Source organism: Algoriphagus terrigena DSM 22685 (assembly GCF_000429445.1).
GTDB lineage: Bacteria > Bacteroidota > Bacteroidia > Cytophagales > Cyclobacteriaceae > Algoriphagus > Algoriphagus terrigena.
This window is the reverse complement of record NZ_AUBW01000016.1, coordinates 65562-82242: the sequence shown is the minus strand read 5'-3', so window position 1 is coordinate 82242 and position 16681 is coordinate 65562. Positions and strand designations below refer to the sequence as shown.

Sequence of the window (16681 nt, the reverse complement as noted above, 5' to 3'; positions counted from 1 at the left end):
ACAAAATTCTATAGCCAAAATGGCTGAATACTGTGAGGAAATACAAAAATGAGAATGTTAAATAAAATGTCCGGCGCCATGATTCTTCTGCTGATGCTCAGCATGGGGATTAATTATGCTGCTTTGGGACAGTTTGCCTTTAACATTCCAAGTCGGGAAAACGACAGAATCGAAAGCTATTCTGCGATCCAGGTAGAAGTCGACGGGAAATTGGCTCTCTGCTCTCACAGCGATAGGGGCACCATCCTCCTCACCGTGACTGGCGGTGTAGCTCCATATACCTACAAGTGGAACACCAACGAGACAAGTCAAAACCGAACAAACCTTAATGCGGGTACCTACACGGTAATCATCACAGATTCGGAAGGCACCCATTTCACGCAGCGAATCATCATTCAGCCGCCATTTCCATTGATCCTGAATCCTATCGAAAAGAAGGACGCTTCCTGTGGCTCCGATAACGACGGCTACGCCAAGATCAGTGTAAAACTAGGTCGCAACGACTACGAAGAAGACAGCCCACCATATAAAGTAAGATGGAGTAATGGTCTCAAGGACGTGTGGGAAGCTCACGATCTCGCTCCCGGCTCCTACACAGTAGTCGTCTCAGATAAATACAACTGTGACGTGAGCATCTCCTTTGACATCAAAGCGGCAGCCGAGGGCATTAATGTATCCGAGACGATCCAAGCGCCAAGCTGCCAATCTGCCAACTCGGGCAAAATAGCCCTGAATGTATCGGGCGGCGTTGCTCCCTATACTTACTCTTGGAGCAACGGAGTGAGCACAAAGGACTTGGCTGATGTTGCAGCCGGGACTTACGAGGTTTTGATCAGCGACAGCAAGGGGTGCAGTTTTCAGGCTTCCTATACGCTAAAGGCTACTGCACCGATGTCGCTTGACGCTCTGGTCAAAAGTCCGGGATGTCAAGGTGCTGCCGAGGGAGAGATCGCTGTGACCGTAAAAGGCGGAACAGCTCCTTTTACTTATCTCTGGACCTCTGGCCAAACCAACTCAAAAGCAACTGGTCTTTCCGCGGGAAATCATTCCGTTAGGGTTACCGACGCTTCTGGATGTAGTGTCGAGCAACAGTTTTCGCTTTCAAATCAGTCCAGCCTAGCGCTGGAGGTTGTGGACACTCGTCCGGTTTCCTGTTCAGGTGAAGCTAATGGCGGGATTTCTCTGAACATTTTCGGTGCCAAAGGGGGTTATCAACTGACTTGGTCTGACGGAGTGAAAGATCTTCTGCAACGCAGAGACCTGAAAGTGGGAAGCTACACGATCACTGCTGTCGATGAAAGCGGATGCACCGCCTCTATTACAGTGGCCGTGGAGGAAGCATCTGCGATCAATGCCAAGATCGAAACGGCACTGGACATGGACTGTGCCACTGGAAAGGCTACCGGCGTAGCATGGGTCTCGATCCAAGGCGGCGAAGCTCCCTACGCAATCGAGTGGAATCCGGGCGCATCCAATTCAAGAGAGATCAGCTTCAACAAGGCTGGCGTCCTCAAAGTCATCGTGACAGATGCCCGTGGTTGCTCAGTGACTTCGGAGGCCAAGGTCGATTTCCCAAGTCAAAGCAGCGATGGTGCAAGACTGGACTTCAACTATCGGAAACTCGTCATCACCAGCGAACCTGAAGTGATGGCGAAGGAAGAGATTCTCTTCGAAAGTGAAATAGCTCCGGAAATTATCGCCTGGGAATGGGAATTTGGCGATGGAAGCAAATCCACCGACAAAGATCCCATCCACATCTTCGACAAGGCGGGAGAATTTGAAGTCAAACTCACGGGATACGATCTGTTCGGTTGCTCCACCTTGGAGGCAAATCGAGTACTAGTCACTTCGCCCACAGAAATGATCGTGATACCCAACGCCTTCTCTCCAAACGGGGATGGGCTCAATGATACCTTTAAGCCCAAACTAAGAGGAATCTCCTCCTTCCAACTGGAAATCTTCAACACCTGGGGAGAAAAACTCTACTCCACCGACAGTCCCGACAGCAATGGCTGGGACGGCACCTACAAGGGCCAGCTGGCTCCCGCCGGCAATTTCCTTTATCAAATCACCTACATTACCCTGGACGGACAATCGGTCAATCGTACAGGTGGTATCACTCTCATCAGATAGATTATGAGATCAAGATTTAAGTTTGCCGCCCTTTTGTTTATCCCCCTGTATTGCGCATCCCTGAGCCTGCGGGCTCAGGATGTTCAATACTCCCAGTTTTACGCAAACCCGCTGTATCTCAATCCTGCCATGGCCGGATCCTCCGAGATGACCCGAGTCGGTGTGAATTATCGCAACCAGTGGCCTTCTCTGGACCAGTCCTTTACCTCCTATGCTGCTTCCATTGATCACTACCTGTTCAATATCAACAGTGGCATCGGACTGGTATTCAACCGCTCTGAGCAGAGCATGGCCAATTTGAGCGTCACGGAGATTGGGGCGACCTACTCCTATCGCGCACGATTGGGCTTCCGGTCCTTTCTCCGGGTGGGCGGGCAAGTCAGCTACATGGATCGGGACGCGTATTTTGGCAATCTGGTCTTTGGCAGTCAGATCGACGATCAAACAGGCTCTATCGGGGATTTTTCGGGAGAAAATCTTGGCGAAGACTTCAACCACCAATTTGTGGATTACAGCTTCGGGATGCTTTTCAACAATGAAAACGCCTGGTTTGGCATCTCCGCACACCACATTACTCAGCCAAATATGTCTTTTGTCGATGGCCAGATCAGCGAACTGCCGGTGAAGCTTTCTGCACATGGCGGGTACAAAATCGATCTTTCGGGAGGTTCTGAGACTAACTTTATGAACAAGCGAACCGGAACGCGTGATTTGACTTTGGCCTTCAATTACAAAAATCAGGAGCCATTTTCGCAGTTGGATTTAGGCGCTCAAATTAATCTGCAGCCTTTGGTGCTAGGAGTTTGGTATCGTGGAATTCCCGTCTCCGAGGTTACCCAATCCAATCATGAATCAGTGATTGCTTTGCTGGGAATTTCTCTCGGAAATGGTCTTGATGTAGGTTACAGCCACGATTTCACGATTTCTTCTCTGGGAAATGGCAATACCGGTGGAGCCAACGAGATTTCGATTCGTTACAGCTTCATGGCAGGATCTGCGAAAGGCGCCGGAAGGAAGTCTTCCATGCCTTGCTTTAAGTACTAAGCCGGCGGGTTTTCCTTGCTAAAAGGTTGCTCTTCTGCAGGCAAATCATCCATCATAATGCGCGTTTTGGGAAGTGCGTCGGGATAATTTTTCTGCAGAAACTCCACCATTTTTTCCCTCACATGCACTCGGAGATCCCAAGCGGTCGGTGAGTTTCTGGCGGACACTAAGATGCGGCTTTCGACTGTCCGCTCCTTAGCGTCTGTCACCTGGAGTACCTTGACCCTCCGATCCCAAAGAGTGGTGTTTTCCAGAATCCGGTCCAATTCGGTCCGCATAGCATCAAATGAAACCGAGTAGTCCGTGTGGATAAACACCGAGCCGATGATTTCGGAGGAGGTGCGGGTCCAGTTTTGAAAAGGCTTTTCCAAAAAGTAGGTAGACGGCAAAACGAGTCTTCTTTGATCCCAGATTTTGATCACCACGTAGTTGAGGTTGATCTCTTCAATCCAGCCCCATTCCCCCTCCACGACCACGGCATCATCGAGGCGAAAGGGTTGGGTAAATGCAATCTGAATCCCTGCGATCAGGGTCCCGATGGCCTTTTGGGCGGAGAAACCAATGATAATGCCGGCGACCCCAGCCGAAGCAAACAAGCCGACTCCAATCTGCCGCACTGCTTCAAACGAAACCAGAATCACGCCCAGGCCGATGACGATAATCAGGAAATTGGCAATTTTAGCGAGGATGTTGATCTGCGTGTAGACCTTTCTTGCGCGGAGGTTGTTTTCCTGAGTGAGATCAAAGTGCCTCAGAAAGACCCGTTTTAGAATCTGGATAAGTTCTAGGAGGCACCAGGTAAATCCACAGATAATCAGGATGGTATTCAGGTGCGGAAGATAGGAGAACGGAGCCTCCCAGTGTTTGGCTTGGTCGCCAAAGTAGATCTTGGAAAAACCGAGAAGCAAGGTGACCAACAGCGGAAGAACCAAACGGTTGTATTTCTTAATATTCATCGGATTTGACAGGTTTAAAAAAGCAGGAAGACTGCAAATCAGTCGATTTTGGGCGTCGGAATAATCGGAATAAGAAAGTAGGCAATTAGGTCCACCTAGTCAAGCTTGGAGTAGAATTGATCGCAGGGGATCGGCACCAGATTGACGTCGTGGCTGTAGTCCAGAGAGTCAATGTTTTTATAGACCACGACTCCGTCGACTTCGTTGATTTCGCCATAGCCCTCTTTCCATCCTTCCCGAAACCGCTTGAAAACCACCTGTCTGGTGGAGGTGTCCCCTTCGGAGAGAAAGGTATATTCTGCATTCAACAGCGAGTCTTGCAGCGTCCCCTCGATCGTGCCCCAACTTTTGTCTTTTTCATAAAACAGATAGGCAAGTTCTCCCGTCACATTGACCTCTTCTGGCTGGATCCTCAGACGGATGGTATCATTTCCCTTCACGAATTGAAAACAGTCCTCCATAATCTCAGCGGTCGCTACACTGTCTGGGGAAAAATGGGCATCAACTGGGGAATCTTCCTTTGGACCCTTGCAGGCGATAGTGGCAAAAGCCGCTACTACGAGTAGATTAAGCGCTTTCATAAACTTTTATCGGTTGGTTGTCCCGATAAGGGCACAAAAAAACCGCCAAAGTGGCGGTCCTTATTAGTTCGTCTGCAATTACATCCGTTTAATCTCCGATCCACTCAGCTACAAAAAGGTTGGTATCCCGTGTGCCGCCGTTGTTTCTGTTGGAGGAAAAGACCAGATATTTCCCATCGTTGGAGAAGACCGGAAAGGCGTCAAACGTCCCGTCATGGGTGATTCGGGTGAGGCCGGTCCCGTCGAGATTGATCATGAAAAGATTGAAGGGATAGCCGCGCTCGGTCTGGTAATTGGAGGCGAAGATCAACTTTTCGCCAGAAGGGTGAAAAAACGGTGCCCAGTTGGCTTTGCCCAGGCTGGTGATCTTTTTCACATCGGTTCCATCCGCATTGGCTACGTATAGCTCCATTTCGGTTGGCTTGACCAGGCCTTCTTTTAGCAAGTCTTTGTATTCGGCGATTTGTTCTTCGGACTGTGGTCGGGAAGCTCTCCAGACAAGTTTGCTGCCATCCGGGGAGAAAAAAGCTCCGCCGTCGTAGCCCAGTTCGGTGGTGATTTGCTTCACATCCGACCCGTCGATATTCATGGTGTAAAGCTCCAAGTCTCCGGTGCGCATGGAGGTGAAGACGATCTTGTCGCCTTTTGGTGAGACCGTCGCCTCAGCATCATAGCCAGGTTCGTTGGTCAATTGGGAGAGAATCGTTCCGTTCAAATCCGCTGTGAAAATATCGAAAGAATCGTAGATCGGCCATACGTACTTGCCATCGTCTCTTCTTTCCGGCACGGGAGGACAAGCATCTCCAGCCAGATGGGTGGAAGCATAGACAAAGGTTTTGTCTTCTGGAAGGAAATACGAGCAAGTCGTGCGACCCAAGCCGGTGCTGATTTTTTTAGGCGCATTAGTTTTCAGATTGTCGGTTTGCCAGTTGACAAAAAACACCTGATCGCATTCATTGTCCCAGCCGGCATAATCCGACTGAAATACCAGCATGGAATCGTCAAAAGACCAATAAGCCTCGGCGTTGTTTCCGCCAAAGGTAATCTGCTTGATGTTTTTGAGGTACCTCATCTCCTCGGGATGGAGAAGCAGCGAATCGGAAGCAGAATGTGCCTCAGGAGTGGAAACTTCGGATTTCTCGGCCTTGGAACTGCAGGCAAAAGCCGCGAATAGAGCCACCACAAGCAATGATCTCATTTGTCTAATTAGATTGGTTATAAATTGCAGCACGAAGATACCAATTCTTATCTTTGAGCCGAATTTAACTAAGTCATGCAAAACAACTTAAAATATTACGCCGCTCTGGTCGTTTTCGGGGCGCTTTCTTTCAGCTGTGACACGGCGCCGACGGATGAGTCTTTGCTGGCAGACCTGAAAACCGACGTAACTTTCCTTGCTGCCAATGACTTGGGTGGACGGGCCATCGGAACCGAAGGCGAGCAAAAAGCATCAGAATATCTTGCCAGCGAATTCGAGAAAATCGGACTGGAGCCAAAAGGAACCGAAGGCTTTTTCCAGCCATTCACGGTCTCCAAACCGACCAATCCGCACGAAGAAGCGGTAATCGGCACAGACGGCGAGGGCGTTACCGGCCGAAATGTGGTTGCCTTCTTAGATAAAAAATCCGACAAAACCATCGTGATCGGAGCGCACTTTGACCATCTGGGAATGGGCGGACAGGGTTCGCTTCACCGGGGTGACTCGGCCGTCCACAACGGTGCCGACGACAACGCCTCGGGCACCGCTGCGCTTTTGGCTTTGGCTAAAATCCTCAAACATGACGAATTGAAAAGCAACGTTCTCTTTATAGCTTTCTCGGGTGAGGAAAACGGCCTTTGGGGATCTAACTACTATGTGAAAAATCCTACGATAGACCTGAAAACGGTCAATTACATGATCAACATGGACATGGTCGGCCGACTGAAAGAGGACAATTCATTGGCGATCAACGGTGTGGGCACCAGCCCGAGTTTTCCTCCGGTTTTTGATTCGATCAATACAGATAGTCTGAAGCTTGTGACTTCCGAGTCGGGCACCGGACCGTCGGATCATACTTCTTTTTACCTTCAGGACCTGCCGGTTCTACACTTTTTCACAGGACAGCATGAAGATTACCACAAGCCGAGCGATGACTCCGAGCTGATCAACTATGAAGGATTGGTGAAAGTCGTGCGATACATTTCCCGGGTGGTTTTGGCGCTGAATGCCGAGGAGAAATTGGCTTTCACGAAGACAAAAGACTCGAGTGACAATCCAAGATTTACCGTTTCGCTGGGTGTAGTGCCGGACTACATGTTTGATGGCAAAGGGATGCGGATCGATGGTGTGTCTGAAGACAAGCCCGCCAAAGCCGCCGGCCTGCTCAAGGGTGACGTGGTGGTCCAACTAGGAGACTCCACCGTCTATGACATGATGAGCTACATGCGCGCTTTGAGTGCTTTCCAAAAAGGAGATTCTGCCCAAGTAGTGATCGAACGCGAAGGCCAAAAAGTGGAAGCGCAAGTGAAATTCTAACTTTCGAAGAAAAAGAATCAGGTGAAAATGCCTCGGGAATCTCCGGGGCATTTTGCTTTGTAACGAATTATCCGTTGTGTACGTCCTAGAAATAATTGTTTGCCAAAACCCTCTTCCCATGAAAAACTCTTTGTATTTCCTGCTTTTCGCATTCATTTTATTCGCTTCATGTAAAGACGGGGACGATGCCGTTCCGCAAAGCTTTCTGGATGGAACCTATGAGGTTGCCGGTGAAAACACCGATACGGGCATTTGGTATGTCCAGCAGTACACTTTTAAAGCAGACGGCACTTATGAATTTGTTATCCTTTTGAGAGAGAGTCAAAACGGAAGTGACCTGGGATACACATACTACGCGAAAGGTACCTATATCTTGAGGGGAGAGGATTTTGTTGCGAAAGTGACCGAAACCTACCAGTTGGATTATGAGGAATATCCAGACGGCTACGCCGAAAGTCTGGAGGATCTTGAAGCGCAGGAATTGTCAGCGGAGTTCAGCGAGTCCAAAGGCGTGCTCAAAAGAATGGATGATGGCGATAAAATTTCTCTCGTCTTTGAATGCAACGATATGCTTACTGGAATGATGTCCATGTGTATCGGAGAGTTAGTGTATGATCGAGTGGATTGATTTGTACTCGATTTACTTTGAAAAATGCCTCCGGAAGACTCCAGAGGCATTTTTCAAATTAGCTCGAGGTGAAAATTCACTTATTTTATCCTATGCATTCAAAGTAAAATAAAGAAAATCTTATTTTACTTTTTTGGCTCAATGCTCGAAGGCTTTCAGGTAATCTTTGAAAACGAAAAGTCGATTCCGAGCTTGGCCTGAGTTGAGAAGCTACCAAGTCCAAGTTTTTAAAAGCACGATAAATCACCTACTGCGCTGCCCAGAGCCCTTTTTGCCCGGATCTGGCTTTTCTTTCCAGTTCCTGAAACTTTGACGCATACTTGACATTCGGTGGATAAGTCGCCACGGTGGCATAGCCTTTTTCCACCAGATGCGCGTTCAAAAATGTCCCATCCTCGAGATAGATGTATGCTAACGTTCGCTTGTACCGATCCAGGCGCTGCACATCATACTCCAGCCTAACTTTCTTGCCCGTTAAGAAATTCTTCACATACGCGGATGCTTCTTTTCCAAAATACTCGACCTGCGTCCTGCCTGTTTTTCTAGCCTCCGGTGTATTCACTCCGATCAGACGGATTTTTTCCTCAGAGCCGTTGGCATACTTTACCCAAAAAGTGTCCCCATCCACAAACTTGGAGATCTCCAAAAACTCCTTTTGCTTCTGGAACGACGAGGAGAGGATGAGAAAAAAGGAAAGAACTAGAAGCGGGAAGGCCTTTTTGAGGTTCATAATTGGTTTTTTAGGACAGGCAATCCCCGTCTTTCCAAAGATTCGGAGAGACTTGCGGGGCCAAATCCAAGAAAGAGCTTGATCAGAAGGGGATTTTTTCGATAGGGGGACTAGCGAATCGGATTAGCAGCGACTCCCTCAAAGGTCATCTTGACCGGCTTGATTGTACCGTCTTCATTGAACTCCAGAATATCAATGCTTGTCACACGATGATCTCTTCCTTCATTCGGAATGGGCCTGCGGTGATAGACCATGTACCAATCGTCGCTGTCGGGCTTTCGGATGACCGAGTTATGGCCAGCACCAGTTGCTACAGTAGTATCGTTTTCCAAGATGGTTCCGATTCGCTCCCATGGGCCGGTGATCTTGTCCGAAATGGCGTAGGCTACTTTGTAGCTGCTGTTTGTCCAGCCGCCCTCGGACCACATGAAGTAATACTTGCCGTCTCTGATAAATACAAAGGGTCCTTCGACGTAGCCTTCCGGCGTGATTTCATGGAAAAGCTGTCCGTCTTCCCAAGGCTCAAATCCTGTAAAATCTGCGTTTAGCTTACCAATGTTGCAGTGGCTCCAACCCCCATAGAGCATGTAATAGGTGCCGTCGGTGTCTTTGAAGACAAATTGATCAATCGGCTGGGCATCGTTGTGAAACTCGGACAGCAGCGGTTTTCCCAACAAATCTTTGAAAGGACCTCCTGGATTATCGGATACAGCCACGCCGATTCCACCAAAATGGTTGATATCGTTATTGGGATCGTAGCCTTCACGGCTTGGTCGCTGGATATCATTGGCGGAGAAAAAAAGATAATATTTCCCGTCTTTTTCGATGGCGGCGGGAGCCCACATCGCCTGTCTTGCCCATTTGACCGACGCCGTGTCAAGGATACGTTCGTGCTTTTCCCAAGTCACGAGATCTTTGGATGAGAATGCATCAAAGTGAAGTTGGTCGGTATAGCCTGCCGAAAAAGTCGGATAGATCCAATATTCATCCCCGAAGACAATCCCTTCGGGATCCGCATACCAACCTTCAAAAATCGGATTGCCGGAAAGCTTGGTTTCGACGATTTCAGTAGTTTCTTCCTTTTGAGGAGAGGAGCAAGCAAAGCCGACACATGCGGCGGCAAGTAAAAGTTGGTGGATCTTCATGTGGAAATATTCTTTGGGGGATAAAAATGACAATTTTTACCCCAATAAGCCTAACACTTCTCCCACTTCAGCTGAAATTCCCCGCATTTCAGTCCCACTTTTCGACACTTCAGTCAGCTTCAATTTTCGGACTGAAGTTGCCGCTGCACTTTTGATTCAAATCTGAATCAAAATGAATATCCGACTGATACTTTTAAGCTACTTTTTCCTCAGCCAAACCCAAGCTTTTGCCCAGACCACCTTAAGCGGCAGAGTCCTTGACGAAAAGAATCACCCGCTTCCCGGAGTGAATGTCTTTGTCAAGGGAAGTTTTGATGGTAGCAGTACCGACGTTGCCGGAGCATTTCAATTTGAAACAACCGAGTCCGGCTTACAAATCCTCGTATTCAGCATGCTCGGTTTTGAGTCTCAGGAATTGAAGATCGAACTCGTTGGCCGCACGATAAATCTTCCTGCCGTTTCCCTTCGAGAAGAATTCAACGAGCTAAACACAGTGACTATTTCCGCCGGATCTATGGAAGCTTCGGATGAAAAGAAGTCGGTAATTCTCCGTCCCTTGGACATCGTGACCACTCCCTCTGCCAACGGCGATATCATTGGCGCTTTCCAGACATTGCCCGGCACGAGCACAGTGGGAAATGACGGGCGGCTCTTCGTTCGTGGCGGGGATGCCAGTGAAGTGGGGATCTATATCGACGGACTGAAAGTCGCCAACTCCTACGGCACCACAGCCGCTAACGTGCCTACCCGCAACCGTTTCAACCCAAATCTTTTCAAGGGAACGTTTTTTTCTACCGGCGGCTATTCTGCAGAATATGGGCAGGCACTTTCCTCAGCTTTGGCGATGAACACCAAGGATGTCGCTGTCCGTAGCCAGGTCGATCTTTCGGTTCTTTCCGTCGGCGCTGGCTATTCCCACACGCTCGCAAACGACAATCGGAGCATTTCGCTCAGCGGAAATATCCTGGATCTGACTCCCTATCAAGCTCTGGTCAAGCAGAACTTTGACTGGGAGCGCGCTCCGCATGGCTGGGATTTGGAATTGGCTGCCCAGTCCAAACTGAAAAAAGGAGGGATACTGAAAGTCCTCGCCCGTACAGAATCCGGAGGAATGGAACTCTGGCAAGCGATGCCTGGCATCTCAGGGAAGGGCGTGCTCGTCAATCTAAAAAACAACTACTCCTATGCTCAGACCAACTGGAGAAAGGCCTATGAAAACGGCTGGACGCTATTTGCCGGTGCTTCTTACTCTCACAACCGGGATCAGGTGAGCTACGACTCCATGGAAATCGACCGGGCCAATGACCTGACACATTTGAAATTTACAGCAGTCAAAGATTTCTCAGGTCGTATTTCTGCCAAAAGCGGAGTGGAGTTCTTTATCCATTCCTACGCCGAAAAATTGGTAAGATCAGCTCTCAGCCGATCCTTTGACGAGCAGGAAGGCTACCTCTTCACCGAGTGGGACTGGTATCTTAGCCGCAAGCTCGTCTTGAGAGGAGGTCTCCGAGCCGGCCATTCCAAGCTGGCAGATCAAAGCTGGGCCGATCCCAGAGCTTCCTTCGCATATCAGGTTTCAGAAAATGGAACGCTGTCGCTTGCCGCCGGGCGATTCCATCAATTGCCTGTGGATAACTTCCGCGTTTTAAATCCAAACCTCCAAAATTCACAGGCTAATCATCTAATTCTGAACTATCTCCTGCAAACAGACGGGATAACTTTCCGCGCGGAAACTTTCTACAAATCCTACGATGAGTTGGCACTTTTAGAAGGAAATCCGCAGAGCCCAAGCCTCTTGAAAAACGGCGGATCGGGCTATGCCAAAGGCTTTGATGTGTTCTTCCGTGATCGGCAAAGCATCAAGAATACCGACTACTGGATCACCTACAGCTTTGTGGACAGCAAGCGCAGCTACAACCAATACGAGACGCAAGTGCAACCGGACTTTGCGCCGAAACACAACTTCTCAGTCGTGATCAAGCACTTTGTCCCTTCTCTGAAGTCGCAGATTGGAGCGTCCTTTTCCTTCAACGACGGCTACACCTACACCGATCCTAACTTTTCGGGAGAGATGAACTCCAAGACACGATCCTATCAAAACCTCAGTCTAAGCTGGAGCTATCTGCCAAAACCAAATCTGATCATCCATGGAGCAGTCACGAACGTGCTGGGCAGCGAAAATATTTTCGGATACAACTACACGGTCGCTCCCGATGAATCCGGCAGCTACGCATCGCTGCCCATCAAGCAGTCCGCCCCGAGATTTATCGTGATCGGAGTCTTCCTGACCCTATCCAAAGACAAAAACGCAAACATGTTAAACAACCTCTAATACTCATTCTATGAAAAAGTTATCCACAACACTCGCCCTGGCTTTCGCCTTTATTTTCTCTGCCTTTTGCGCAGATCCCGCTTATGAAAACGCGATGAAAAAGCAAGTGACGGCCATGAAAACCATCCAGACGCTGGAGGAATCCCAAGCGGTGACCAATGCCTTTCTTCGGATGGCCGAAGCCAAGCCCGAAGAGTGGCTTCCGCTCTACTATGCGGCCTATTTGCAGACTACGGCAGTCTTCCGATTTGAAGTTGACAAAGATCAATACCTCGATCAGGCGATGACTTTGGTCGAAAAAGCCGAGAAAATCAGTGTGGATAACTCTGAAATCACAGCCATGAAAGGCTATGTGGTGATGGGAAAAATCTCTCTGGATCCAGCATCGAGAGGTCAGAGTCTAAGTCCTCAAGCCATGCAACTCTTCGGGAAAGCGATCAGTCTGGATCGCGAAAATCCGCGCGCGTTGATGCTCATGTCCCAGATGGAGCAAGGGATGGCGCAGTTTTTCGGGTCAGGCCCAGAGAAAGCCTGCGGACTTGCTAGAAACGCAATCGCGCTCTATTCCAAAGAGGAAGCCAAAGTGAGCGACGACTATCTGCTGCCCACCTGGGGAAAAGCTCAGGCTGAGCAAGTGGCAAATGCCTGCAATTAAACAGCTTTCGAAAACTAAGCCAACCTTCCAATCTCCGGACAGGCGCCGGAGATTGGCTATTTGCCTGCCCAGCTGATCATTCGAAAACCCTTTTTGATTATCTTCCGCCATGCCCCAGACCCCGTTAACCCCGAGACATCAAAGCCCATTATGGTACAACCTCCGGCAATTCATCTTGATCAATCTCGCCATTGCGCTGTCTATTCAGGTAGTTTTCTGCTTTCCATGCTTCTTTAGCTGGGATGGGATCAAAAGCATGATTCCGGATTTTGTCTTTTCGTTTTTGGTATCGTCGGCACTTAGCTGGGGAGGAAGCCGGGTTGAGTGCTTTTTGGATCCCAGAGTATCATGGGTTTATTCTCCGGTGAAACGGCTTCTTTTGACCGTTTCCCTGTTTATGAGTTACTCTTTTGTGGTGAGTTTTGCCATTGTCTTCGGCTATCATTTAGTGCTCGATGGGCTTTCATCCCCAGAAATCCCCTGGAAAGACCTGCTCGGGTTTACAAAATATCCGCTAGGCATTTCTCTGGTATTTTTGGCCATTTTCACAACCCGATCCTGGCTGATGGAGTGGAGAAAATCAGCTATCGAAGCGGAGCAGCTTCGCTCCGAAAAACTCGCGAGCCAGTACCAAAGCCTCAAAAATCAGCTCAATCCCCATTTCCTGTTCAACTCGCTCAATGCCCTCTCCAACCTCGTGTATGAGGATGCGGACCGCTCGGCGGCTTTTATCCAAAAGCTGTCCCGAATCTACCGCTATGTGCTAGAAGTGCAGCAGGAAGAGTTGGTTTCGCTACAGCGGGAACTCGATTTTGCACAGAATTTTTTGGAGCTGCAAAAGATCCGCTTCGAGGAAAATCTGAATTTTTCGGTCAAAGTCTCCGATCCGAAAGGATTGTTTTTACCGCCACTTTCTTTACAGCTTTTGCTTGAAAATGCTATCAAACACAACGTCGCTTCTGCCGAAGATCCGCTGTTTATCCACATCATCCAGAAGGAAAAAGAGCTGTGGATAAGTAATACCTTTCAACCCAAATCCAGCCAAACCGAACCCTCAACCGGAGTTGGTCTGAATAATATCAAGTCCCGCTATCTCATCCTCAGCAAGGCACAGCCCGAGGTAGTTCAGACCGAGCACGAATATTTGGTCAAGCTGCCCCTACTGACAATTCAACAATGAAATCGAGCATGACGAGGAACGTCACACACCGGTATAACTATATAAGCGAGATTCTCCCGAGTTAAGCTCGGGACAGGCTATATGGCCGTTAAAAGACAAAACACAATCATATGAAAATCCTGATCATAGAAGATGAAAGACCGGCGGCAAACCGGCTGGAAAAGCTTCTGAGACCACATTTTCCAGCGGCAAGATTTCCGGAAAACCTGGATACAGTCAGCAAGGCTGTGCGTTGGTTTGCGGATAATGCCGCCCCGGATTTGATCTTTTGCGACATCCAGCTTGCAGACGGGATCAGCTTCGAGATCTTCGAAAAAGTGAAAATTAACAGTCCGGTGATCTTCACGACGGCCTTTGACCAATATGCGATCCGAGCCTTTCAGGTCAATGCGATAGATTATCTGTTGAAGCCCATCGATCCCGCGGATCTCGCCCGGGCTGTGGATAAGTTCAAAGCCAGCCAGATCAGGCCTGTGTTGGATTTGGAGCTTTTGAAAGGTCTGCTCCAGCCGGAGAAGAAGACCTTTAAAAACCGGTTTCTGGTTCGATTTGGTGAAAAGATCCAAAGCGTCGCCGTGGAAGAGATCGCCTTCTTTTTCAGTGAGGAGCGGGTGACTTTTTTGCAGACTTTCACCGGGAAGAAGTTTGTGCTGGATGCTACGCTGGAGCAGGTGGAAAGTCAGGTCGACCCGGCAGTTTTCTTTCGCCTCAACCGGAAATATCTCTGCCGGGTCGATGCTGTCGATGAAGTCTTGGCCTACTCCAACAGCCGACTGAAAGTGAAGCTGAAAAACTGCTCGGACACCGACATCCTGATCAGCCGGGAGAAAGTCGGAGAGTTCAAAGGCTGGCTGGATCGGTAGATGTTAAATTTTCCTTGATTTGCGGCATAATGTCTAATCTTGACGTTTTAACTTTCATCCAGATCCAAGCTCCATGAAACTCTTTTTGATCAAACTCCCTATCCTGATGGGATTTATCGTCGCGGCCTGCAACACACAGACTTCCCCGGACTTGGCAGGAGATTCCGCAACCTCCTATGAAATGTTGGCGGACGTGCCAGCGACCGAGCAAGCCGCTCCGGATACTGAATTTGCGGAGCGAAAAATCATCCGGGAAGGAGACCTCTACTTTGAATGCAGAGACATCACGGAGACGGATGCTTTTCTAAAGAATGAAATTAAAAATCTGAAAGGCTTCGTCTCCAATGAATCGTCCAGCAGCTACGGCGAGTGTACCGAAAAGCGAATTACCATTCGAATGCCGACGGCACAATTAGATCCTTTGATCCAAAAAATCCAAGAACACGCGGTCAAAATCGAAAATATCAACATCCGGAGTGAGGATGTTACGGAGCAGTTTATCGACGTAGAAGCACGGCTGAAAACCAAAAAAGAATTGGAAATCCGCTATACCGAACTCCTCAAAGTTGCTCGGACAGTTGATGAAATATTGGGCTTGGAGCGGGAGCTCGCTAATGTACGCGGAGAAATCGAATCGATGCAGGGGCGACTCAATTACCTCAGCGATAGAGTGGCGCTCAGCACGCTCAATGTTTCGTTTTATGTGGAGGGTGAAAACTCTTTTCGCTTCTTGGATAAGGCCCGCAAAGGAATCGGAGCAGGCTGGGAAAATCTGCAGTGGTTTCTGGTTTTTTTGATCAACCTCTGGCCTTTTGTACTGATTTTTGGAGCACTGCTACTCTGGTTATTGAAAAGAAAAAAAACACCGCCTCCGCCGATGAATTAGAAGAAAGCTATTTCGAAGCGCACAGGTCTAATCGAACCTAAAAACTAAACTTCGCCCTAAAATCAAAAACTCTCCAAGGATTACAAACCCCTGGAGAATTAGGTATTTCCCTCTTTTAACCAAACAAATCAATCAGGTTCTTTTTGAAATAGTCTGCGCTGTCCTTGACGCTTTGGATGGGGTTCTGGGCAAAGTTTCCACCTTGCTCGATGTAGTAATATTCCATGCCGGCGAGTGAAGCGTCCGGGAGAATTTTCGTGTAGTCGATGGAGCCATTCCCCATCTCAGTGTAGTCGCGAGTGACTTTGTCCATGTCTTTGATATGCCACATCGGGAAGCGGCCCGGAGCTTTCTTGAATAGCTCATGCGCGGAGAGCGGAGAGCTGTGCGCCACCCAATAGAGATCGATCTGCAGCTTGACCAATTTCGGATCGGTGTTTTGCAGGATGAGGTCAAATCCGTTTTCCCCGTCGTGATCGATGAATTCAAAGTCATGGTTGTGGTAGGCGAAACCAAGCTTGGCTTTGTTGACACGTTCGCCGATCAGGTTTAGCTTGTCGGTCAGCAGTTTGAACTTTTCGATCGATCGGGACTCTGGATCGAGCCAGGGCCAAGTGATGTACTTTTGTCCCAGGGCATGAGCCCCTACGATACACTGATCGGTATAGCGCATGAGCTCGTCATCCGACCCCTTGAAGTACTTGATAAAATCGTAGTGTCCGCTGGTACTTTCGAGCGAATTGTCCTCGAGGACTTTTTTGAAATCAGCAGCGGGCATTCCATAATACTTGTTGGCCGGACCGTCATAGCCGTAAATTTCCGTGTCCTGATAGCCGAAGCCGGCGATGATTTTTAGCGTTTTCACCGGATCCTCGGCCATGGGCTGCCGGATGGTGAAGAGCTGCAAGCCCATCTTGTAGGGTTTTGCTTTTGAAAAATCGAAGGAAGAAAGGCCGAGGCCGGCAGCGGAAAGAACAAGTCCGCTTTGCTTGATGAAATCACGTCTTGAGGACATTAGGATAGGTTAGGTTTG

The 16681-nt window shown here is 48.9% G+C and carries 15 protein-coding genes; 9 read left to right on the top strand and 6 right to left on the bottom strand.

The features are described from left to right. Positions 1-78: 78 nt before the first annotated feature. Both G459_RS27680 and G459_RS0115240 read left to right on the top strand, forming a co-directional pair. Positions 79-2133 (top strand): T9SS type B sorting domain-containing protein, encoded by a 2055-nt coding sequence (locus G459_RS27680; RefSeq protein WP_169725040.1) that lies wholly within the window; start codon positions 79-81, stop codon positions 2131-2133. A gap of 3 nt (positions 2134-2136) precedes the next feature. Further along, positions 2137-3177, top strand: a complete 1041-nt coding sequence (locus tag G459_RS0115240; RefSeq protein WP_026968410.1) for a PorP/SprF family type IX secretion system membrane protein — start codon at positions 2137-2139, stop codon at positions 3175-3177. Here G459_RS0115240 and G459_RS27675 read toward each other — a convergent pair. The 3 genes from G459_RS27675 to G459_RS0115225 all read right to left on the bottom strand — a co-directional run bounded on the left by G459_RS27675 (position 3174) and on the right by G459_RS0115225 (position 5912). Continuing rightward, complete coding sequence (locus G459_RS27675) at positions 3174-4133, bottom strand: mechanosensitive ion channel family protein (RefSeq protein ID WP_169725039.1); 960 nt, start codon at positions 4131-4133, stop codon at positions 3174-3176. The genes G459_RS0115240 and G459_RS27675 overlap by 4 nt on opposite strands. A gap of 95 nt (positions 4134-4228) precedes the next feature. Next, positions 4229-4714, bottom strand: coding sequence for a hypothetical protein (locus G459_RS29050; protein WP_051315253.1), 486 nt, complete (start codon positions 4712-4714; stop codon positions 4229-4231). 88 nt (positions 4715-4802) lie between these two features. Next, positions 4803-5912, bottom strand: a complete 1110-nt coding sequence (locus tag G459_RS0115225) for a TolB family protein (protein WP_035456104.1) — start codon at positions 5910-5912, stop codon at positions 4803-4805. Between the two features lie 75 nt (positions 5913-5987). On the opposite strand from G459_RS0115225, the gene G459_RS0115220 reads away from it, so the two are divergent. Next, positions 5988-7229 carry a M20/M25/M40 family metallo-hydrolase gene (locus tag G459_RS0115220; protein WP_026968408.1) on the top strand — a complete coding sequence of 414 codons (1242 nt, stop codon included), beginning with the start codon at positions 5988-5990 and terminating at the stop codon, positions 7227-7229. A gap of 118 nt (positions 7230-7347) precedes the next feature. After that, on the top strand, positions 7348-7857 hold the full coding sequence (locus G459_RS0115215; RefSeq protein WP_026968407.1) for a hypothetical protein: 510 nt from the start codon (positions 7348-7350) through the stop codon (positions 7855-7857). 247 nt (positions 7858-8104) lie between these two features. Here G459_RS0115215 and G459_RS0115210 read toward each other — a convergent pair whose 3' ends face one another. Further along, the gene (locus G459_RS0115210; protein ID WP_026968406.1) at positions 8105-8587 is read right to left on the bottom strand and encodes a thermonuclease family protein; all 483 of its coding nucleotides are present in this window, start codon (positions 8585-8587) and stop codon (positions 8105-8107) included. Positions 8588-8697: 110 nt separating this feature from the next. Continuing rightward, positions 8698-9732 (bottom strand): glycoside hydrolase family 43 protein, encoded by a 1035-nt coding sequence (locus G459_RS0115205; RefSeq protein ID WP_026968405.1) that lies wholly within the window; start codon positions 9730-9732, stop codon positions 8698-8700. A gap of 172 nt (positions 9733-9904) precedes the next feature. Between G459_RS0115205 and G459_RS0115195 the strand changes: the two genes are divergently transcribed. The 5 genes from G459_RS0115195 to G459_RS0115175 all read left to right on the top strand — a co-directional run bounded on the left by G459_RS0115195 (position 9905) and on the right by G459_RS0115175 (position 15648). After that, positions 9905-12064 (top strand): TonB-dependent receptor, encoded by a 2160-nt coding sequence (locus G459_RS0115195; RefSeq protein ID WP_026968404.1) that lies wholly within the window; start codon positions 9905-9907, stop codon positions 12062-12064. Between the two features lie 10 nt (positions 12065-12074). Further along, positions 12075-12719, top strand: a complete 645-nt coding sequence (locus tag G459_RS0115190; RefSeq protein ID WP_026968403.1) for a hypothetical protein — start codon at positions 12075-12077, stop codon at positions 12717-12719. Between the two features lie 109 nt (positions 12720-12828). Then, positions 12829-13899: a sensor histidine kinase gene (locus G459_RS0115185; RefSeq protein WP_026968402.1), complete on the top strand. Its 1071-nt coding sequence runs from the start codon at positions 12829-12831 to the stop codon at positions 13897-13899. 110 nt (positions 13900-14009) lie between these two features. Next, on the top strand, positions 14010-14762 hold the full coding sequence (locus tag G459_RS0115180; RefSeq protein WP_026968401.1) for a LytR/AlgR family response regulator transcription factor: 753 nt from the start codon (positions 14010-14012) through the stop codon (positions 14760-14762). Between the two features lie 73 nt (positions 14763-14835). Beyond that, positions 14836-15648, top strand: coding sequence for a DUF4349 domain-containing protein (locus G459_RS0115175; protein ID WP_026968400.1), 813 nt, complete (start codon positions 14836-14838; stop codon positions 15646-15648). 115 nt (positions 15649-15763) lie between these two features. Here G459_RS0115175 and G459_RS0115170 read toward each other — a convergent pair whose 3' ends face one another. Next, positions 15764-16663, bottom strand: a complete 900-nt coding sequence (locus G459_RS0115170; RefSeq protein WP_026968399.1) for a sugar phosphate isomerase/epimerase family protein — start codon at positions 16661-16663, stop codon at positions 15764-15766. Positions 16664-16681 lie beyond the last annotated feature (18 nt).